Genomic DNA, 19,975 nt, shown 5'->3' on the forward strand with positions numbered 1-19,975 from the left:
GGTTGGCTGTGTCGAAACCACCCAAGCCGCTGGTCTCCGTCAAGGATGCCCAGCTCCATTACCGGGTCGGCAGCGCCTTTTCGGCGATGCGTGGCCACTCCTCCGTCGTCAAGGCGGTGGACGGTGTGACATTCGAGATCCAGAAGGGCGAGAGTGTCGGCCTTCTGGGAGAGTCCGGCTGCGGCAAGACCTCCATGGGACGGCTGCTTCTCAAGCTTGAAGAGGCGACCGGCGGCGAGATCGAGTTCGCCGGCGATGCGCTTTCCGGTCTGAAGGGACCGGCGCTCAAGCGCTATCGCGCCAAGGCGCAGCTCATCTTCCAGAACCCGTTCGAAGCGGTGAACCCGCGCTTCACGATCCGTGCCACACTGGCCGAACCGCTGGAGAATGCGGGCATTCCGGCAGCCGAACGTGAAGGGCGCATCATCGAAGCGTTGGAACTCGTGCGCCTGCCACAGCCACAGCAATATCTTGACCGGTATCCGCACCAATTATCGGGCGGCCAGTTGCAGCGCGTGGTGATGGCGCGGGCGCTCATCCTGCAACCGGACTTCGTGGTTGCGGATGAACCGGTTTCGATGCTCGACGTGTCGGTGCGCGCAGGCGTTCTGAACGTGTTTCGCGATGTGCGCGACCGGCTGAACCTGACTGCGATCTACATCAGTCACGACCTGGCCCTTGTGCGGTATGTCTGCGAGCGGACCATCGTCATGTATCTGGGTCGCATCATGGAAGATGGACCGACCGAGGACATCGTCCACGAGCCGCTGCACCCATACACCAAGGCGCTGGTGGCGGCCGTTCCGGTACCGCATCCCGACCAGAGCCATGATCCGCTTCCCATTGGCCGTGGCGCGCCTGATCCACGCAATCCGCCTTCGGGTTGCGTGTTCCGAGACCGTTGCCCGCTCGCTTTCGACCGTTGCGCCAAAGAAGCGCCGGCGCTGCGTCCGGCGGGCAGCCGCAAGGTCGCCTGCCATCTTTTCTGAACGGTTACCGCCAGGACTGGACGAAACAATGCTTGCAGCTTTCTACACGCGCACAGGGCCGGCCCGGGAGGTGCTTGAACTTGGCGAACAGGCCGTACCTGTTCCGGCCAAGGGCGAGGTTCTGGTGCGGGTGCGTGCATCGGGCATCAATCCCGCCGACGTGAAACGCCGGGCTGGCTGGCGCGGCATGGCGATGGAACACGCATTGGCGATCCCGCACACGGATGGCGCAGGCGAAATCGCCGATGTGGGCGCGGGCGTGGACCGCACGCGCGTCGGCGAGCGTGTCTGGCTCTGGAACGCGCAGGGCGGCTACGGAACCGCAGGCAGGCCGTTCGGAACGGCTGCGGAATATGTGGCGATCCCTGCCGATCAGGCGGCGCCGCTTCCCAAAGGATTGAGCTTTGAGGACGGAGCGTGTCTCGGCGTGCCGGCGATGACGGCCTATCGCGCGGTCTTCGCCGATGGGCCGGTGGAGGGTCAGACGATACTGGTCAATGGCGCTGCGGGTGCGGTTGGTCATTTTGCGGTGCAGCTTGCCAGGGCCGGCGGTGCGTGCGTCATCGGGACCGTGAGCAGTGACGAGGCGGCGAGCCATGCCCGGAGAGCCGGCGCAAGCGAGATCATCGACCGCAAGCGCGAGGATGTTGTCGCGCGCGTTTTGGACATAACGGAGGGCGAGGGGGTCGACCGCATCATCGAGGTGGACTTTGCCGCGAACCGGCTTGGCGACATCGCCATTCTGAAAGCCAACGGGACCATTGCTTCCTATTCCTGCAGCAGCGATCCCGAGCCCGTTCTCCCCTATTACGCCTTCGCCAATAAAGGTGCGAACCTGCGCTTCATTCAGGGCTTCAATATTCCGTCTGCTTCCCGGCGCGCCGGAGAGGCGATGCTGACCCGTCTTGCCGAGGAGGCGCGTCTGCACGTTGCCATCGGCGCTACCTATCCCCTCCGCGAGATCGCGGATGCCCATGAGCATGTCGAGCGCGGAAGCCTCGGCAATATCGTTGTCAGCGTGTGACGAAGCGACGTCGCACCGGCCATTGATAAGGAAAGCAAATGCTTCAATCCTCGCCATCCACACCACCGCCCGAGTGCGACATGCCGGTCTGCGACCCGGTTTCGCTGGAGATCATTCGCGGCGCAATCGCCGCCGCGCAGGCCGAGATGGAAGCGCTTCTGGAGCGCACCGCGATTTCCGCGTTTATTCGCGAGAAGAAGGACTTTTACACCGCGCTGTTCGATGCAGACGGCGTGATGGCCGTTGGTTCGATGGTGCCGATCTTCGGCGACATGACCGGTCCGGTTTTCGAAAAATTTCCCGACGATACGATGCAGCCGGGCGACCTCTACTGGTACAATGACTGCTACGGTTCGCGCGGTGCGGTTTCGCACTCAAACGATCAGGTTCTGCTCGCGCCGGTGTTCCGCAATGGCCGACGCTGCGCCTTCGTGATGAGCTGGGCGCATTTTGCCGATATCGGCGGCATCCGTCCGGGCTCGATCAGCCCGGATGCGACCGAGATCTTTCAGGAAGGCATCATTGTTCCCGTTACGAAGCTGATCGATGCGGGGCAGACCAACGAGGCCGCGCTGTCGATCTTCCATCGCAATTCGCGTTTTCCCGAACAGAGCAATGGCGACATGCGCGCCCTGATGGCGTCCGTCGATCTTGGTGTTCGGCGTGTGGGTGAAATCATCGACCGGTTCGGTGCTGATGTGGTTGCCGATGCATTCGACCAGCTGCTTGCCCGCACACGTCGTCTGGTGCGCACGAAACTGGCCGAGACCTTCGATTACGGAACGCATAGTTTCACCGATGCCATCGATGGCGACGGGCACGGAAACGGGCCGTTCAAGATCCGTTTTTCGCTCTCCCGCGAGAAGGGCAGCGACGGGGAAGACCGTTTCACCTTCGACGCAACCGAGACAGACGATCAGGCCCCTGGTCCGGTCAATTATCTCATGAACGAGGGTGTGCCGGGCATGGCGCTCGGCCTCTATTATCTGGGCGGTGACCCGGCGCAGGTCTGCAATGCGGGTGGCCCGAACGCCATCGATGCGGTCAAGCTGCGCGAAGGTTCGCTGCTTGCGCCGCGTTTCCCGGCACCTCTTGGCATGCGCGGACTGACGGCGATGCGCGTCATCTCCGCCATGAGCGGGCTGGTGAATGTTGCTAAAGGCGAAGCGCCGGCTGCCAATTCGGCCTATGTGATCAGCATCATGCGCGGCAATTTCCGCAATGAAGCGGGCGAGCTGGAGCGTTTTCTTCTGGCAGACGGGATTGGCGTCGGATACGGCGCGCGCCCCGATGCCGATGGCATCGATGCGGTCTATTTCGTCGCGCAGGAAAACTATCCGGTCGAATTCCTCGAACTTGGTTATCCGGTGCGGTTGCGCACCTATGGTATCGCGCAGGACTCTGGCGGCGCAGGACGCCACCGCGGTGGTTGCGGCATCGTGCGCGAATACGAGGTGATGGCCGAGGACGCGGTGCTGGCGGTTCGCATCGACAGTGTGAAGAACCCTCCCTGGGGCATCGATGGGGGTCAGGGTGGCGGTTCCGGCCGGGCCATCGTCAATCCGGGAACCGACCGGGAGCAGGTTCTGGCACCGCTCTCGGACGGCAACAGGCTGGTGCGCGGCGACATTCTGCGCATCGAGACCGGTGGGGGCGGCGGCCATGGCCATCCCTTCGACCGTCCGGTCGGCAAGGTGATCGAGGATGTTCTGGGTGGGTTCGTCAGCCCTGAAGCAGCCAGAAGCCTTTATGGCGTGGTGATGGAAGGCAACCGGGTGGACGCCGATGCCACCGTTGCCGCCCGCGCCGAACGTCCTGCCCACCGTCGTTTCCATCGTCAGGAGTATGTCGATGTCCTCAGCTGAATCTTCCCTCGCCATCGCTGTCGATATTGGCGGCACCTTTACCGACATCTCCCTTCTCGACCGGTCGAGCGGAAAAGTGTGGCGGGCCAAGACGCCCAGTGTGCCGCAGGATCCTTCCGAGGCCTTTCTGACCGGCATAAGACTGGCGCTCGCGGATGCGGGCGCGGAGGCGAGCGAACTTGCCCGCGTGCTGCATGGCACGACCGTCGCCACCAACATGATACTTGAGGGCAAGGGCGCGCGTACGGCGCTTGTCACCACACGCGGCTTTCGCCACGTGCTCGCCATCGGCCGGCAGGACATCCCGCGCAAGGCCAATCTCTACAACTGGGTGAAGCCCGAGCGCCCCGTTCCCGCATCGCGGATCGTCGAGGTGGATGAACGGCTTGCGGCAGGCGGCGCGGTTCTGGAAAGGCTTGACGAAGACAGTGTCAGGCAGGCGGCGAGCGCCATTCGCACCATGAATGTGGAAGCCGTTGGTGTCTGCCTCATGCATGCGTTCGCCAATCCCGCGCATGAAAGGCGGGTGGCCGAAATTCTGCGGGAGGAACTGCCGGACATTGCGGTGACGATCTCGACCGATGTGCTGCCCGTGGTGCGTGAATATGAGCGTTCGCTCACCACTGCGCTGAATGCTGCGGTGATGCCGGGGGTCACAAGCTATGTTGGCCGGCTGGAACGCCGGCTCGAAGATGAAAAGGTCGCCGCCCCGCTGCTTCTGATGAAGTCGAATGGCGGAGTGGCCGGTGCGGCGGCAATCCGCGAAGCGCCAGCGCTTACGGCGTTGTCGGGGCCAGCGGCCGGGGTGGTCGGTGCACGCGCGATTGCCGCCGCATGTGGCATTCGCGATCTGATCACCGTCGATATCGGCGGAACCAGCGCCGACATTTGCCTGATCAAGGATGGCAGGATCGACCTCACGCAGCATGGCAAGGTCGGCGACTGGCCGCTGCCGCTGCCGATGGTGGACATGGTGACGATTGGTGCCGGCGGCGGATCGATTGCCGCCGTCGAGGACGCGACCCTGACCGTGGGGCCACGCAGCGCCGGCGCAAGGCCGGGGCCTGCGGCCTATGGCCATGGGGGGCAGGATGCGACCGTCACCGATGCCCATGTGGTGCTTGGTCATCTGCCTGAGAAGCTGCTGGGCGGGCGCATGGGCCTTGATGTCGAGGCCGCGCGCGAGGTGGTGCGAAAAGGGGTCGCCGAACCGCTGGGCCTGTCGCTCGAGGCAGCAGCGCGCGGCGTTCTCCAGATCGTCGACAACCACATGGTTGGCGCTGTTCGTGTGGTGTCCGTCGAGCGCGGGCACGATCCGCGTCACTTCACACTGGTCCCCTTCGGCGGGGCCGGCCCGCTGCATGGCTGCGCCCTTGCGGAGCTGTTGGGCATTTCGCGCGTGATGTTCCCGCCCGCGCCGGGTGTGCTTTGTGCCGACGGGCTGCTTGCAGCCGATCTCAAGGCCGAGTTCAGCCGGACCCTGCCAAAAGCCGGGGCGATTGATGTCGTGACCGCGAATGGCATTTTCGGGGAGCTTGAACAGCAGGCCGATGCGTGGCTGACGGTGGAGGGCGTTCCCGAAGACAAGCGGCAGACGGATCGCGTGGCGCTGTTGCGCTATTACGGGCAGGGTGGCGAAATAGCGATCCCCTGGGCGGAAACGCGCGAAGCCGTGGAAGAGGCTTTCACCGCCGAACACAAGGCGCTCTACGGTTTTGCGCTTGATGCGCCCATCGAACTGGTCACGCTGCGGGTTGAGGCCACGGGTCTGACATCGGAACCGCCGCGTGACGGGCTTCAACCGGGTGGTTCCCTTGAAGCTTACGATCATGCGCCGGTGCAGTTTGCCGATGGAACCCGTGACGTTCCGCTGATCGACCGCAACACAATCGGGGCCGGGACACGCTTCGATGGACCGGTTATCCTCACGCAGCTCGACACAACGATTCTCGTGCCGCCGGGCTGGACGGGCGAGGCGCATGCGGTTGGAGCGATCATCCTCACACGACAGGAAGGAACGGCTGCATGAGTGCTTCTGACGACGAATTGCAGAAAGTCTTCGAGCATGTGGACGCCAACAGCGAGGCGTTTATCGCGCGGGTGATGGACTATGTGAGCCATCCGAGCATCAGCGCTCACGACATTGGCATTCGCGAGGTCGCCGATCTGCTCGTCGACATGCTGAAAGGGCTCGGCATGGAGGCGGAAACGGTTGCGACAAAGAACCATCCGATGGTTCTTGCCAGGCGCGATGTCTCACCCGACAAGCCGACCATCCTGCTCTACGGTCACTATGACGTTCAGCCGCCGGACCCGCTGGAGCTATGGGACAGCCCGCCCTTCGAGCCGACCATCCGCAACGGAAGGATCTATGCGCGGGGCATTGGCGACAACAAGGGCCAGCACTTCGCCCAGATTCTCGCCATCGAGTCCCATCTGGCCGTTCATGGCGATCTTCCGTGCAACATCATCTTTCTATTGGAAGGCGAGGAGGAGATTGGCAGTCCGCACATTGCCGACTTCGTGCGCGAACATGCGGTTCGCCTGCAGGCCGATCTTGTGGTGACCTCGGACGGGCCGCTGCATGAGACGGGGTTGCCTGTGGTCACGTTTGGCGTGCGTGGTGTGGCGGGGTTTGAACTGCGGGCCAAAACAGCCGGGCGCGATGTTCACTCCGGCAATTTCGGCGGTGTCGTGCCGAACGCCGCCTGGAAGCTGGTCCATCTCCTTTCGACGATGAAGAACGCCGCAGGCGAGATCACCATCGAAGGGCTGACGGAACCGGTGATCCCGGCGACGAACTCGGAGCGGGAGGCGATCTCGAAAATTCCGCTCGACGTGGAGGAGGTCAAGGCCGAACTCGGACTGGCCGAACTGGATGGTCCGCTGGAGCGGGGCTATTTCGATCGCCTGATGTTCCACCCGACCCTGACGATCAACGGCTTTCACAGCGGCTATGACGGACCGGGAATGAAGACGGTTCTGCCCTGCGAGGCATTCGTGAAATGCGATATCAGGCTGGTTGAGCCGCTGACGCCGGACTACGCCTTCGAGAAGGTGGCCGCGCATGTGGAGCGTCACGCGCCGGATGTCGAATTCATACCGCTGAACGGCATGCTTCCTTCCAAGACGCCGATGGACTCGCCCTATGCGGAGGCGATCAGCAAGGCCGTGAAGGCTGCGCGCGGCGTGGAGCCGCTGCTCTATCCGACGGTTGGCGGCAGCCTGCCGGATTATGTCTTCACGAAGATCCTGAAGAAGCCGGCTTTCGTGGTGCCCTATGCGAATGCCGACGAAGCCAATCATGCGCCCAACGAAAACCTCGAGGTTGAGCGCTTCATTGATGGGATCAAGACGGGTGCTGCGCTGCTGACCGAGATCGGCCGCATGCGCTAGCTGTCAGTGTTGCTTGAATGAAGGGCGCACCGTGCCTTGAAGCCGGTGCGCCCTTTTTGCATGCGCCAGACAGCGCTTACATGAAATCACGGGGAATGGATTTCTCGTAGGTCTTCGAGAACAGCGGCTGGCCGTTCTCGAAAGCGCTCACGCGTGCGCTGACAAGCCATTGATCGCGCGTGCAGGAAAGTGTCGACGTGATCTTCGTGACGGCTTCCCAGCCCGGCCGCGACTGGATCGTGGTCCATTTGATGTCGGCGCGCATGGATTGCGGATCGTCAGGCGAGATGGACCAGTCCTCGTCGCGGATTTCCTGCATCTGAAGCCCGTGGACCGGATGCACTTCCGCGCCGGTGTCTTCCTGCAGCCGGTAGTGCGTGACGCCGGCAATCAGATCCCTGACCACTTCGCGCCTGCTCTTTGCCGGGGCGGGCATGTCGTATTTTGGCAGGGGATCGGGGTTGGCCGGTTCGGGCAGGGTGATGCGCTCATGCGCGCCGAGAAGTGGCATGGAAAGACGCAGGCTGCCCGTGTCTATCGTCAGGCCCGGCGCATCCGGCGAAGGCAGGATGAGCGGCCAGTAGGATGTCGAGAGTGCAATCTTGATCCGGTGGCCGGGGCCAAAGCGATAGCCCATATTGTCGAGCTGCATGCGGATGCGGGTGGGCTCGTCATGCGGCATGGCTTCCGGCGCAGCGTTTCCGTTGCGGTGGGCAAGGTTGAGAACGCCATAGCAGACGCGGGTTTCCGTGCCGTCGGGATGCACGTCGATGATCCGCGCGGCGAGGTTCTCCCAGTCGGCGCTGCACCGCACGTCCAGAACGAGTTCCGGCATGCCGAGATAGACCGCTTCCTCTTCAAGCGGATCGGTTTTGAAGCACAGCGAGCCGCCATTGTCGATCCGCTGGTCGCCGGCAAGCTCCGGGCCGGGCGCGGTGGTGAACCAGTCGCCGGCCGCTGTGCCCGTGTCGAGCGGGGAGCGCAGGAAGTGCTGGCCCGTTCCGCTGTTTGCTTCGCCGAGAGCAAGCGCGCCGCCAGCCGAGACGCCGTAAAGGTCGTTTTGCGGCGTCTCCCAGCGTTGCTTGGCGACCCAGAAGCCGGGGTCCACTTCGCGGCGCAGCAGCGGGCGAGCGCCGTCAATGATGTAGGCGCGCATCTGCGGCAGGTTTTCCGCACCCGTGTCGCCATCCTCAAGCCAGTGTTTCCACCAGGCGATGGCCTCGGCGTGGAAATCGACGCGGGGTCTGGGCCATGCGAAGTGCGGGTATTTGTGAACCCAGGGGCCGATCAGCGCCTTGGCCGTATCGCCGATGCCCTCGATCGCCTTGAGCGGGGTGTTGCGATAACCGTCGGCCCAGCCGGCGATGACCAGCGAAGGAACGGTGACGTCGGCAAAATTCTCGCAGATGGAGCCCTGCTGCCAGTAGGCGTCGCGGCGCTGATGCGCGAGCCATTCGGCCATGAAGAAAGGTTCGTTCTCCAGCCGGTCCAGCCACATCTCGCGCCAGCTCTCGCCGGCCACGGCAATGTCGGGCGAGCGGGACTGGTAAGCGAGCATGGTTCCCGCCCAGGAGGCCTGCGCGGAAAGCTGCGTGCCATTCTTGTAGTGGATGTCGTCGTTGTAGCGATCCGTGGTGGAGGCAATGGAAATCACCGCCTTGAGCTGCGGCGGCCGGAGCGCTGCGACCTGAAGGCCGTTGAAGCCGCCCCAGGAAATTCCCATCATGCCGACATTGCCGTTGGACCAGGGCTGTGCGGCGATCCATTCGAGGATTTCGCAGGCGTCGGACAGCTCGCGTGGCGTGTATTCCCCGTCGATCACGCCTTCGGATTCGCCGGAACCACGAATGTCGACGCGCACGCCGGCAATGCCTGCTGCGGCAAAGACCGGATAGGTGGATTCATCGCGTGCTTCCGTGCCGCCCCGCTTGCGATAGGGCAGATATTCGAGAACCGCCGGCACCGGGCGGTCCTGCGCGCAATCGGGCATCCAGATGCGGGTCGCCAGACGCGTGCCGTCCCTGAGTGTGATCCAGTGATCTTCGGATGTCGTGAAGCCTTGTTGCGACATGATGAACCTTCTTGAGTTGGGTATGCGTGTCGCCCGGTGATCTCCTTGATCGCCCGGGCGACGGGTCAGTTGTCGGCGCTCTCGATCTGACGGGTGGAGAGCACCTCTTCGAGCCAGCCAAGCCGCATCTCCGGCACGGATTTGAGCAGGAGATCGGTGTAGGCGTCGAAGGGAGGGCTGAGCGCCCCGGATTTCGGTCCGAAGCGGACGAGGCGGCCGCGATGCATCACGGCGACGCTGTCGGCGATGGCGCGCACGATAGCGATGTCATGGGTGATGAAAATGTATGACAGGCCCCGTTCGCGCTGCAGTCCGGTCAGCAGTTTGAGGATGCCGTCCGCCACCAGCGGATCGAGCGCCGAGGTGGGCTCGTCACAGATGATCAGGTCCGGTTTTGCCGCCAGCGCACGGGCGATGGCCACACGCTGTTTCTGCCCGCCGGAAAGCTCTGCGGGATAGCGGTCGATGAAGCCCTGGCCCATCTCGATCTGATCGAGCAGCTCACCAACGCGCCGGCGCTGTCCGGCACCGCGCAGCCCTTCGTAAAAGCGCAGCGGACGGCCGATGATCTGACCGACGGTCTGGCGCGGATTCATGGCCGTATCGGCCATCTGGTAGATCATCTGCATGCGGCGCAATTGCTCGCGCGTGCGGTGCTTCAGCTGCGGCGGCAGTGTTTCGCCATCGAAGCGGACGTCGCCCGTATTCGGGGCGAGGAGGCCGGTCGCGACACGGGCAAGCGTCGATTTGCCCGAACCGCTCTCGCCAACGATGGCGAGCGTCTGCCCTCTGGGCACGTGAAGGGACACATCGTGCAGAACGGGTGTCGGGCCATAGGCGGCGTTGATGCCCGCCATTTCGAAGAAGCGGTCCGACTGCTCCGCAGCCTCGGTGTGGCGCACCGCACGCACATTCACCAGATCGCGCGTGTAGTCTTCATCCGGGTTCTCGATGATCTTGCGCGTGTCGGCATGTTCCACGGTTTCCCCATGGCGCAGCACCATGATGTCGTCGGCCACCTGCGCGACAACGGCAAGGTCGTGCGTGATGTAGAGGGCCGCCGTACCGGTCTGCTCTATGGCGCTCTTGATGGCAGCAAGCACGTCGATCTGGGTGGTCACGTCGAGCGCCGTGGTGGGCTCGTCGAACACGATCAGTTCCGGCTCGGGGCAAAGCGCCATGGCTGTCATGGCGCGCTGAAGCTGACCGCCGGAAACCTGATGCGGGAAGCGGTTGCCGAAGGTTTCGGGCTCCGGCAGACCCAGCAGGCCGAAGAGGCGCACCGCACGGGCGCGCGCCTCGTCTGCGGTCGCGAGGCCATGGCGCAGCGTGGCCTCGATCACCTGATCCATGAGCCGGTGGGCCGGATTGAACGAGGCTGCCGCCGACTGCGAGACATAGCAGACCCGCGTACCGCGCACGCCGCGTATGCCCCGGCGGCCGAGCCCCAGAATGTCTTCGCCATCGAGAAGAACCCTGCCGCCGGTGATCTTCACGCCGCCGCGCCCATAGGCGAGTGCGGCGAGGCCGATGGTGGACTTTCCGGCACCTGATTCACCGATCAGGCCAAGCACCTTTCCGCGTTCCAGATCGAAGCTCACGCCCTTGACGATCTCGATTTTGCGCGGCGGCTCGCCGGGTGGGTAAGCGGTTGCGCCGATGCGCAGATCGCGCACCTGCAACAGGGGCCTTTTGTCGGTTTCGAGGGGCTTATCCATCGCCGCGCCCTCCTTTCAGGCTTGATGTGCGCTTCAGGAGCCAGTCGACCACCAGATTGATGGAGACGGTGAGCACGGCAATCGCCGCGCCCGGCACGAGCGCTGCGGAGACACCGAAAATGATGCCATCCTTGTTGTCCTTGACCATGCCGCCCCAGTCGGCGGTTGGCGGCTGAATGCCGAGACCGAGAAACGAGAGGGTGGAGATGAACAGAACCGCAAAGGCGAGCCGCAAACCGAACTCCGCCAGAAGCGGGGTCAGGGCATTGGGCAGGATTTCGCGGAAGATGATCCACAGCGTGCCTTCGCCCCGCAGCCTTGCGGCCTCCACGAAGTCCATCGTGGACAGGTCGAGCGCCAGCGCGCGGCCAAGCCGGAAGACGCGGGTGGCGTCGAGCACGGCCATAACCAGAATGAGCACGGTCATGTTCTGGGGCAGCGCGCTCAGAACGATGAGGGCGAAGATCAGCGTCGGGATCGACATCAGGAGATCGTTGATGCGCGACAGACCGACATCGACCGGTCCGCGCATGGCGGCAGCGGCGAAGCTCAGGAACGAGCCGAGCGAGAAGGCCAGCACCGTGGAGACGAAGGCGACGAAGAGCGTCGTGCGTGCGCCGTAGATCAGGCGGGACAGGAGATCCCGGCCAAGATTGTCGAGCCCGAGCAGGTATTCCGCACTGGATGGGGCCCAGGGATCGCCGACGATCTGGTTTTCGCCATAGGGCGCAAGCCACGGCGCAAAGAGGGCGCAGATCACGGCAACGGTGATACCCGCCATGCCGATCCACGCGGAGACCGGAATAGAGCGCAGCGTCTGTTTCATCGCGGGTGCCTCAGGCGGGGATTGGCGAGGACGGAGAGAATGTCCGCGGTCATGTTCAGGAGAATGTAGATGGCGGCGAACACCAGCCCGCAGGCCTGCACGACGGGCAGGTCACGCACGGTCACGGCATCGACCATGTATTGCCCCATGCCCGGGTAGACGAAGACCACTTCGACCACCACAACACCGACGATGAGATAGGCGAGGTTGAGCGCCACCACATTGATGATCGGCGCAAGCGCGTTTGGCGTTGCGTGACGCAGGATGGCGCGCCAGCGGCTGAGCCCCTTGAGCGCGGCCGTTTCCATATAGGCCGAATCCATCACGTTGATGATCGCTGCGCGGGTCATGCGCATCATGTGGGCGATGACCACGAGCACCAGCGTTGCAACGGGCAGGGCGATGGTCACGAGTTTCGCGCCAAGCCCCATGCTCGCATAGACGGTCGCGGGGAAGGCGGCGACGGGGTTTTTGACCACCAGCCACAGGATCAGCAGATAGGCGACGAAGAACTCGGGCAGCGACACGGCGGCGAGCGAGAACAGGTTGATGAGCCTGTCGATGAGGCGGTCGCGATAAAGCACGGCGATGAGGCCAAGCCCGATGGACAGGGGCACCGCGATGATAGCGGCTGCGCCGGCGAGCAGCAGCGAGTTGCTGAGCCGGCTGCCGAGCTGCGCGCCGATATCCTGGCCACTGGCCCAGGAGTGCCCGAAATCGCCATGCAGAAGGCCGGCGACCCAGTCGAGATAGCGCGCATAGGCGGGCGCATCGAGGCCCAGTTCCGCGCGGATATTGGCCACGGCCTGCGGTGTTGCGGCCTGTCCGAGATAGGTTGTTGCGAAGTCGCCGGGCAAAGCTTCAATCCCGCCGAAGATCAGCAGGGAGCTGGCCACGAGGAGGACAAGGCTCAGAAGGAGCCTTCCGACGATGCGGGTTGTCAGCGGATAGCGGCCATGCAGCCGCGCGAGGGGAAATACCGGAATGTGATCATTCATGTGTCTGATTGGTCGGACGCGCGCAGGCTGCTGGAAGGAGCCCGCGCGGCGTCTCCGTTTCAGGGATTAGGCGGCAAGCCAGAGGCGGCTGGCGATCTGTCCGTTGGACAGGTCGTTGCCCAGATCGTCGACCCAGCCCTTCACGTTCTTGGCCTGTGCGTTCAGATAGTTGTTGAACACGGGCAGGATCAGACCGCTGTTGTCGCGCACCATCATCGCCATTTCCTGGTACAGCGCAGCGCGCTTTTCCTGATCGGTCTCGGCGCGCGCCTCGAGCAGCTTCCTGTCGAAATCCGGGTTCTTGTACCGGGTGTCGTTCCAGGTGGAGGTGGAAAGCTGCGTGGTGGTGTAGCGAATGTCCTGGGTCGGACGACCGCCCCAATAGGAAGCGCAGAAAGGCTTCTTGTTCCAGACATTGGACCAGTAGCCATCATCAGGCTCGCGCTTGATGTCGAGCGTGATGCCGGCTTCCTTGGCCGTCGACTGGAAGAGCACGGCGGCATCCACCGCGCCGGAGAATGCGGCATTGGAGGTGCGCAGGCTGATGGGGCCTTCGTGGCCGGATTTCTTGTAGTGGAACGCGGCCTTCTCGGGATCGTATTCGCGCTGCGGGATGCCCGTGGGCGAAAGCGCGTAGGCGTCGTTCACCGGGTAGTCATTGCCGAGCGTGCCATAGCCGCCAAGGATGTTGTCGAGCATTGCCTGACGGTCGACGGCGAGCTTGAGCGCCATGCGCAGGTCGTTGTTGTCGAACGGCGCGGTGTCGCCGTGCATCAGGAAGGAATAGAAGCCCTTGCCCGGTGTGCTGAGGGTTTCGACATTCGGCGCGCGCGACAGGAGCTTCATCGTCTTCGGGTCGAGCGAATTGATGAAGTGCACCTTGCCAGAGGAAAGCGCTGCAATCCGCGCCGTGTTGTCGTTGATGACGAGGATCTCGACACTGTCGACGAAACCGCGGTCTTCGTTCCAGTCATCTTCGTTGCGGGTGAAGGTGATGCGGACGCCGGGCTCGAAACTCTCCAGCTTGTAGGGGCCGGTGCCGATCACGTTTTCCGGGTCGTCCATGCCGCCATTCTGCTGGATCTGCAGATGGTAGTCGGTCAGGAGAAGCGGTAGGTCGGCATTGCCGTTCTTTAGGGTGATCACCAGATCACCATTCTGCTCTTCGATCCGCTCGATGTCTTCGAGAAGGCCGAGGGCGGCGGATTTGGAATCCTTGTCGGAATGGCGGCGCAGTGTCTGCACCACGTCGTTCATCGCAAGCGGGCTGCCGTCATGGAAGCGCACATCCTGGCGCAGCTTGAAGGTCCAGACTTTCGCGTCTGCGGACGAGCTCCAGCTTTCAGCAAGCGAAGGCAGCGCCTCGCCGCTCTGGGGATCGGTGGTCACCAGACGGTCGCCCCAGGTGAAGCCGACCACGAACATGGTGCTGCCGGAATAAGTGCCGGGGTCGAGAATGTCGGTGGTCTGGCCGCCGTCGAGGCCGAGCTTCAGATGCCCGCCGCGCTGGGGCTTTTCATCGGCGGCACGTGCGTTTGAAGGCAGAAGGAGGCCGGAAGCGCTCAGCACGAACCCTGCAGCGGCAGCAGAACCCAGAAAACGGCGTCGGCCGAGGTCTTGCACGTTGTCGTGAGATGTCTTGCAGGTGGCGGGTATGCGATTTTTCATCCGAGCGATTTTCCTTCGTTTTTCTTGTCGTCGTGCGGTCCCGGCGGCGATTTTCATGGCAAAACCGTCCCCGGTGCATGAAATGCGGACGGGGATTCGCGCTGGGATTGTTTGAGGTGGGACGTGTGTAGGAGGGTTGCGATTGCGTCTCAATTTCGTATGTTGACGCTAACTGACGCTAGTTGAAGCTATTTCGCCTGTTTATGTTCACTGATCGCACCAATTTTGCCGCGAACCTGCGCTTCGCATGCAGCACGCATCCATCCGTTGCGGGCGTGTGCCGCGAAATCGGGATAAACCGGCAGCAATTCAACAGATATCTTTCGGGCCAGACCCTGCCATCTGCGTACAATACGGGCCTTATCGCGCGTTATTTCGGCATTTCGGCGGAAGATTTCGAATTGTCGGAAATGCGCTTCAGGGCCATGTTCGAGTCCCCCGATGGCGCCGGTCCGCGCGCGGCTGACACGCCTCTGAGCGAGGCTTTTCCGGGCGACATGCGCCGATTGCGCGCATATCTCGGTTATTACGAACTTTTTCACAAAAGCCTGTCCTGGCCGGGCAAAATCGTGCGCAGTTGCGCCCGGCTGCGTGAGCGCGACGGTCAGGTGGAAGTGAAAACCGTCGAGCGCATGTACGATCAGGAACAGGAGTTCCGGCAGGTCTCCAAATATCTGGGACAGGCCGCTTTCTGGCGCAACCGGCTGTTCATCGTGGAACGCGGGCTGGGGCAGCAGCCCATTGTCTGCGAAACGATTCTGATGCCGTTCGGCGAATATCAGCGCAACTATCTGCGCGGGGTTACCATCGGCGTGTCCTGGCGGCGCGAAAACCTGCCTTATAGCGGGCGAACGATCTGGCGTTCCGTCGGCTCCGACCCGGATCTGCGGCGGCTGTTGCAGAGCTGCGGTGTCCTGTCGGAGAAATCACGCAAGCTGCCGCTTCCCGTCCGGCGTTATCTAAACGAACCGGAAAACGAGGCCGTGACTGCCTCCTGAGGCTGGGCGGCTAGAGGCCGGACAGGGCAAGAATCTCCTCGGCTGTCGCTTCATTCGTGATCAGGCAGTTTACCAGCCTGCCGCGCAGCGCGGCACGAATGGCCGTAACGCGGCTTGATCCCGCCGCCAGACAATAGACGCGCCGTCCCTTCCGTCTTGTGAGCGGCACACTGTTCACCCGGTCATTGGCCAGACCCTCGATCAGGCGGCCTTCCGCGTTGAAGATCCAGCCGGTCATCTCGCCCACCGCCCCGGCCGCGATGTAGCTGTCGACCTCCTTCTGCGACATGAGCCCGTCGACCAGAAGCGGGGCGTCGGGGCCGATATTTCCAAGCCCGACAAAGGTGACTTCCGCCTCCCGTGCAAGCCGGTGTATCTGCTTCACCGTATCGAGCTCACGATAGACTTCACGCTCCCGCGCCGAGCGGGCATAGATGGGGAGCGGCATGGGGTAGTGCCCGGCATTGATCCGGTCTGCCAGCCGCACGACCACGTTGAAGCGGGTCGAGAGGCCGCCGGGCATCATGTGCCCGAGCAGGGCCACCACTGTGTGGTCCGGGCGGTTCATCGGCGTCAGCTCTTCCACGCAGGCGCGCAGGGTGCGGCCCGTGCCGACGGCGATCACCCGCCCGCGCACGGCGGAGAGTTCGCGCTCCATGGCCCGCGCGCCGGCTTCGGCCAGTCCCGCAACCGGGCTCGTCTCGCCGGGAGCAGAGGGAACCACGTCGCAGGCTTCCAGCCCGAAGGCGCGGGTCAGGCGGTCCGCCAGTTCCATGCAGCGCATGATGGGATGTTCCAGACGAATCCGGATCAGTTTTTCGCGCAGGGCCATGGCGACGAGACGCTGTGCCGTCTGCCGCGAAACACCCATGGTTCTGGCGATCTCGTCCTGCTTGTAGCCGGCGATGTAATAGAGCCAGCCGGCCCGCGCGGCGTCGTCCAGCCGTTCCGAATAATTGTCGCCTGTGGAATTTCTCATTTTGAAAAACGCAGCCTTTTCAATTCTTTGGAATGCGTCATCGGCTGCACGAAGCAGCCGGTGAGCATTTGCCCAGCATGACCGACAAATGTCTCAGGCCTGTAACAATGGACGCCTAATTCCTCGGCCATGTCGCTGCCCGGCAAACCAGCCACCGATGTTCTGGGGCGCAAGTGGCGACGTCACCAGATCCCGATGGAGAACGACATGCCGACCTTTTTCCGAACCGCAGCCGCCCTCGGCCTTGCCGGGCTGCTGACCACAGTGGCCCAGGGCGCGCTCGCTCAGGACAAGACCTCGATCGAGTGGTGGTACGCCAATGGCGGCCGCATCGAAGAGGCCATCCAGACGATGATTTCCGACTTCAACGAGAGTCAGGACAAGTATGAGGTCGTCGGCGTCCGCAAGGGCAATTACGAGGAAACCTTTGCGGCGATGATCGCGGCCTACCGGGCAGGCAAGCATCCGGCCATCATTCAGGCGACCGAGCGCAGCGTTCTGACCATGCTGCACTCCAACGCCATCGTGCCGGTGAACACGCTGATGGAAGACAATGGCATCGACATGAAGAAGGATGATTTCCTTCCTTCGGTCGCCGCCTATTACGTGGTCGACGACAAGGTGAACGCACTGCCGTTCAACTCGTCCACCGGCATCATGTGGTACAATGCAGACCACTTCAAAGCCGCCGGTTACGACGCCCCCGCCGAGACGTGGGACGCCTTCGAAGAGCAGCTCTACGCCCTGAAGGACAAGGGTGTCACCGAGTGCGCGATGGTCCTGAACTCGGATTATGTCTGGTCGCTGATCGAGGCCTATTCCACCATCAACGATCAGCCTTTCGGCACGCAGGCCAATGGCCGCGACGGGCTCGACACCGAGTATGTCTATAACACCACCATGGTGACCAAACAGGCCGAGCGCCTGAAAAAGTGGGTCGATGACGGCATCGTCCAGCTTTCGGGGCAGGGCGCATCGCCAAGCCAGCTTTTCAACTCCGGCACCTGCTCCACCTGGTCCGCTTCCACCGCAAGCCATGCAGGCGTGGAAGCCGAGGCGCAGTTCGACTGGAGCGCGACGATGCAGCCCTACGAGGCCGGTGTCGAGCCGAAGAACTCGAACCTTGGCGGCGCTGCCCTGTGGGTTCTGAAAGGCAAGGAAGACGCCGAATACGAAGCGGCGGCTGCCTTCCTGGAATATGTCGCACAGCCTGACACGCAGGCCTGGTGGAGCGCAACGACCGGCTACATTCCGGTGACGCATGCAGCCTATGACAAGCTGAAGACGGACGGCTTCTTCAAGGAGCACCCGACCCGCGAGATCGCCCTCTTGCAGCTCACGCGCGGCGGCGAGCCGAGCGACAATTCCTGGGGCATGCGCTTCGGCAATTCCAACCAGTGGTGGGCGGTGATTCAGGAAGAACTGCAGGCTGCCTTCACCGGCCAGAAGACCGTTCAGGAAGCGCTGGATTCCTCCGTTGAACGCGGCAACAAGATCCTGCGTCAGTACGAGCAGCTCAATGCCGGCGTCAATTAATCCGGCACATCAAGGAGGGCGCCTTGCGGCGCCCTCTCTTCCCGCCTCGCGGCTGCTGCTCGCCCGGATGCTCCGGGATGATGGTACGGGGCTGAAGAAGGCGCATTACACCCAGACCTGGCTCGCCGGGCTTCTATTGTCGCCGCAGCTTCTGATCCTGCTGTTCTTCTTCTTCATCCCCTCGTTCAAGGCGCTGTCTCTGGCCTTTGTCCAGGTCGACCCCTTTGGCGGGCGGGAGATCTTTGTCGGGTTGCAGAATTTCGTCGATCTCTTTTCCGACCCCTCCTATCGCAAGAGCGCCTGGCTGACCCTCTGGTTCACCATCGTGCAGAACATTGCGACGCTCGGGATTGCCGGCGTTCTGGCTTTCGCCACGGACCAGATCATTCGCGGGCAGGTCGGTTATCGCAGCGTGCTTCTTCTGCCCTACGCCATTGCTCCCGTGATTTCCGGCGGCATCTGGGCCTATCTGTTCAATCCGGCCATCGGTCCGGCGGCCTCGGCCCTGCATGCGATGGGCGTGCCATGGGACCCGAACCTGCGCCCCAGCGATGCGTTGATCCTGATCACCATTTCGGCGGTGTGGAAACACATCTGCTACGACTACATCTTTCTGGCCGCCGCAATGCTCGCCGTGCCGCAGAGCCTGCGCGAAGCCGCCGCCATTGACGGCGCAGGGCCGCTCGAACGTTTCCGCACGATCAGCCTGCCGCTGATTGCGCCGGTGGTGATGTATCTCTTCATCATCAACATGGTCTACGGCCTGTTCGACACGTTCAGCATCATTGATGCGGTGACCGCCGGTGGACCCGCTGGCTCGACCTCCACCCTTGTCTACAAGGTCTATCAGGACGGCTTCATCATGATGAATCTCGGCTCCTCGGCCGCGCAGAGCATCGTGCTCATGGTGCTGGCGGTGCTGTTCACCGTGCTGCAGTTCCGCGCCATGGACCGCAAAGTCAATTATCAGGTGTGATCCATGATCGAACGCAATCCCGTTCTGAACGTCATCTGCCACCTTATCCTGATTGCCGGCGCGCTGATGGTCTGCGCGCCGCTCTACTTCGCCTTCGTCGCAGGCTCGCACACCGGCGCGGAAATGGCGCAGGTGCCGCAGCCCATGCTGCCGGGCTCCAGCTTTGTGGATAATCTCGTCACGGCCTGGGAAAAGGCGGATTTCGGCCGCGCCTTCGTGAACACGCTGATCGTCACGATGGTGATCGTCGTGGGCAAGATCGTGCTGTCGATCCTGGCCGGTTTCGCCGTCACCTATTTCCGCTTTCCCTTCCGCATGACCGCATTCTGGCTGATCTTTATGTCGCTGATGCTGCCGGTGGAGGTGCGCATCGTGCCGACCTATGAGGCGGTTGCCGATGTGGCCGGTCCGCTGCGCTGGTTCCTCGATGTGACGGGGCTTTCCGCGCTCATCAACTGGACCACCGGCATCGAGATCAATGCCGGACTGGATTTCAGCATGATCGACACCTATGCGGGCCTGACCCTGCCGCTGATCGCCTCAGCGACGGCCGTGTTCCTGTTCCGGCAGTTCTTCCTGACGGTGCCGGACGATCTGTGCGAAGCCTCCAAGCTGGATGGGGCGGGGCCGATCAAGTTCCTGTTCGATGTCGTGCTGCCGCTCTCGGTGCCCAACATCGCAGCGCTCGCCATCATTCTCTTCGTGTTCGGCTGGAACCAGTATCTGTGGCCGCTGCTGTTCACCACCAAGACCGAAATGACGACCGCGATCATCGCCCTGAAGGGGCTTCTGCCGGGGCCGGACGATCCGTCCGACTGGTGGAGCTACGCCATGGCGGCGTCCTTCATCGTGATGCTCCCGCCGACCGTCGTCATCCTCACACTGCAACGCTGGTTCGCACGCGGACTGGTGGATGCCGGGAAGTGATCCC

At 63.0% G+C, this 19,975-nt stretch carries 15 protein-coding genes; 9 read left to right on the top strand and 6 right to left on the bottom strand.

Features of this window, described 5'->3' with window-relative positions; translation table 11 throughout:
- Positions 1–8: 8 nt before the first annotated feature.
- Genes JYP46_RS14990 through JYP46_RS15010 form a run of 5 tightly spaced genes read left to right on the top strand, consistent with a single transcriptional unit; the run spans position 9 to position 7,274 of the window.
- Positions 9–989 carry an ABC transporter ATP-binding protein gene (locus JYP46_RS14990; RefSeq protein ID WP_224873538.1) on the top strand — a complete coding sequence of 327 codons (981 nt, stop codon included), beginning with the start codon at positions 9–11 and terminating at the stop codon, positions 987–989.
- A 28-nt stretch (positions 990–1,017) separates the two neighbouring features.
- Positions 1,018–2,013 (top strand): NADPH:quinone reductase, encoded by a 996-nt coding sequence (locus JYP46_RS14995; RefSeq protein WP_206548544.1) that lies wholly within the window; start codon positions 1,018–1,020, stop codon positions 2,011–2,013.
- Positions 2,014–2,051: 38 nt separating this feature from the next.
- Positions 2,052–3,878, top strand: coding sequence for a hydantoinase B/oxoprolinase family protein (locus tag JYP46_RS15000; RefSeq protein WP_206548545.1), 1,827 nt, complete (start codon positions 2,052–2,054; stop codon positions 3,876–3,878).
- A complete protein-coding gene (locus tag JYP46_RS15005) occupies positions 3,865–5,907 on the top strand; it encodes a hydantoinase/oxoprolinase family protein (RefSeq protein WP_206548546.1) in 2,043 nt (680 codons plus the stop codon). Before JYP46_RS15000 ends, JYP46_RS15005 begins: the two co-directional genes overlap by 14 nt.
- Positions 5,904–7,274: a M20/M25/M40 family metallo-hydrolase gene (locus tag JYP46_RS15010; RefSeq protein WP_206548547.1), complete on the top strand. Its 1,371-nt coding sequence runs from the start codon at positions 5,904–5,906 to the stop codon at positions 7,272–7,274. The genes JYP46_RS15005 and JYP46_RS15010 overlap by 4 nt, the downstream gene beginning before the upstream one ends.
- A 76-nt stretch (positions 7,275–7,350) precedes the next feature.
- Here JYP46_RS15010 and JYP46_RS15015 read toward each other — a convergent pair whose 3' ends face one another.
- From JYP46_RS15015 to JYP46_RS15035, 5 genes are all read right to left on the bottom strand, one after another.
- Positions 7,351–9,345, bottom strand: coding sequence for a CocE/NonD family hydrolase (locus JYP46_RS15015; RefSeq protein WP_206548548.1), 1,995 nt, complete (start codon positions 9,343–9,345; stop codon positions 7,351–7,353).
- A 65-nt stretch (positions 9,346–9,410) separates the two neighbouring features.
- On the bottom strand, positions 9,411–11,063 hold the full coding sequence (locus tag JYP46_RS15020; RefSeq protein ID WP_206548549.1) for an ABC transporter ATP-binding protein: 1,653 nt from the start codon (positions 11,061–11,063) through the stop codon (positions 9,411–9,413).
- Complete coding sequence (locus tag JYP46_RS15025) at positions 11,056–11,889, bottom strand: ABC transporter permease (RefSeq protein WP_113156809.1); 834 nt, start codon at positions 11,887–11,889, stop codon at positions 11,056–11,058. The genes JYP46_RS15020 and JYP46_RS15025 overlap by 8 nt, the downstream gene beginning before the upstream one ends.
- Positions 11,886–12,887 carry an ABC transporter permease gene (locus JYP46_RS15030; RefSeq protein WP_206548550.1) on the bottom strand — a complete coding sequence of 334 codons (1,002 nt, stop codon included), beginning with the start codon at positions 12,885–12,887 and terminating at the stop codon, positions 11,886–11,888. Before JYP46_RS15030 ends, JYP46_RS15025 begins: the two co-directional genes overlap by 4 nt.
- A gap of 66 nt (positions 12,888–12,953) precedes the next feature.
- Entirely contained in the window at positions 12,954–14,555 is a 1,602-nt protein-coding gene (locus JYP46_RS15035; protein WP_206548551.1) for an ABC transporter substrate-binding protein, read from the bottom strand.
- Positions 14,556–14,758: 203 nt separating this feature from the next.
- On the opposite strand from JYP46_RS15035, the gene JYP46_RS15040 reads away from it, so the two are divergent.
- Entirely contained in the window at positions 14,759–15,553 is a 795-nt protein-coding gene (locus JYP46_RS15040; protein WP_206548552.1) for a helix-turn-helix domain-containing protein, read from the top strand.
- Between the two features lie 10 nt (positions 15,554–15,563).
- Here JYP46_RS15040 and JYP46_RS15045 read toward each other — a convergent pair whose 3' ends face one another.
- Complete coding sequence (locus JYP46_RS15045) at positions 15,564–16,532, bottom strand: sugar-binding transcriptional regulator (RefSeq protein ID WP_113156813.1); 969 nt, start codon at positions 16,530–16,532, stop codon at positions 15,564–15,566.
- A 207-nt stretch (positions 16,533–16,739) separates the two neighbouring features.
- Here JYP46_RS15045 and JYP46_RS15050 point away from each other — a divergent pair, with 207 nt between their 5' ends.
- The 3 genes from JYP46_RS15050 (at position 16,740) to JYP46_RS15060 (ending at position 19,971) form a co-directional block, all read left to right on the top strand.
- The gene (locus JYP46_RS15050; RefSeq protein ID WP_206548553.1) at positions 16,740–18,068 is read left to right on the top strand and encodes an extracellular solute-binding protein; all 1,329 of its coding nucleotides are present in this window, start codon (positions 16,740–16,742) and stop codon (positions 18,066–18,068) included.
- A gap of 67 nt (positions 18,069–18,135) precedes the next feature.
- Complete coding sequence (locus JYP46_RS15055) at positions 18,136–19,044, top strand: ABC transporter permease subunit (RefSeq protein ID WP_222474159.1); 909 nt, start codon at positions 18,136–18,138, stop codon at positions 19,042–19,044.
- A 3-nt stretch (positions 19,045–19,047) separates the two neighbouring features.
- Positions 19,048–19,971 carry an ABC transporter permease subunit gene (locus JYP46_RS15060; RefSeq protein WP_113156815.1) on the top strand — a complete coding sequence of 308 codons (924 nt, stop codon included), beginning with the start codon at positions 19,048–19,050 and terminating at the stop codon, positions 19,969–19,971.
- Positions 19,972–19,975 lie beyond the last annotated feature (4 nt).

Origin of the sequence: Nitratireductor aquimarinus (assembly GCF_017255295.1) — a bacterium.
Taxonomy (GTDB): domain Bacteria; phylum Pseudomonadota; class Alphaproteobacteria; order Rhizobiales; family Rhizobiaceae; genus Nitratireductor; species Nitratireductor aquimarinus.

What these genes read in the sequence shown, in the direction of transcription:
- JYP46_RS14995 (WP_206548544.1), top strand. Translation starts at nt 1,018, where the DNA reads ATGCTTGCAGCTTTCTACACGCGCACAGGGCCGGCCCGGGAGGTGCTT.
- JYP46_RS15000 (WP_206548545.1), top strand. Translation starts at nt 2,052, where the DNA reads ATGCTTCAATCCTCGCCATCCACACCACCGCCCGAGTGCGACATGCCG.
- JYP46_RS15005 (WP_206548546.1), top strand. Translation starts at nt 3,865, where the DNA reads ATGTCCTCAGCTGAATCTTCCCTCGCCATCGCTGTCGATATTGGCGGC.
- JYP46_RS15010 (WP_206548547.1), top strand. Translation starts at nt 5,904, where the DNA reads ATGAGTGCTTCTGACGACGAATTGCAGAAAGTCTTCGAGCATGTGGAC.
- JYP46_RS15015 (WP_206548548.1), bottom strand. Translation starts at nt 9,345, where the DNA reads ATGTCGCAACAAGGCTTCACGACATCCGAAGATCACTGGATCACACTC.
- JYP46_RS15020 (WP_206548549.1), bottom strand. Translation starts at nt 11,063, where the DNA reads ATGGATAAGCCCCTCGAAACCGACAAAAGGCCCCTGTTGCAGGTGCGC.
- JYP46_RS15025 (WP_113156809.1), bottom strand. Translation starts at nt 11,889, where the DNA reads ATGAAACAGACGCTGCGCTCTATTCCGGTCTCCGCGTGGATCGGCATG.
- JYP46_RS15030 (WP_206548550.1), bottom strand. Translation starts at nt 12,887, where the DNA reads ATGAATGATCACATTCCGGTATTTCCCCTCGCGCGGCTGCATGGCCGC.
- JYP46_RS15035 (WP_206548551.1), bottom strand. Translation starts at nt 14,555, where the DNA reads ATGAAAAATCGCATACCCGCCACCTGCAAGACATCTCACGACAACGTG.
- JYP46_RS15040 (WP_206548552.1), top strand. Translation starts at nt 14,759, where the DNA reads ATGTTCACTGATCGCACCAATTTTGCCGCGAACCTGCGCTTCGCATGC.
- JYP46_RS15045 (WP_113156813.1), bottom strand. Translation starts at nt 16,532, where the DNA reads ATGAGAAATTCCACAGGCGACAATTATTCGGAACGGCTGGACGACGCC.
- JYP46_RS15050 (WP_206548553.1), top strand. Translation starts at nt 16,740, where the DNA reads ATGCCGACCTTTTTCCGAACCGCAGCCGCCCTCGGCCTTGCCGGGCTG.
- JYP46_RS15055 (WP_222474159.1), top strand. Translation starts at nt 18,136, where the DNA reads ATGCTCCGGGATGATGGTACGGGGCTGAAGAAGGCGCATTACACCCAG.
- JYP46_RS15060 (WP_113156815.1), top strand. Translation starts at nt 19,048, where the DNA reads ATGATCGAACGCAATCCCGTTCTGAACGTCATCTGCCACCTTATCCTG.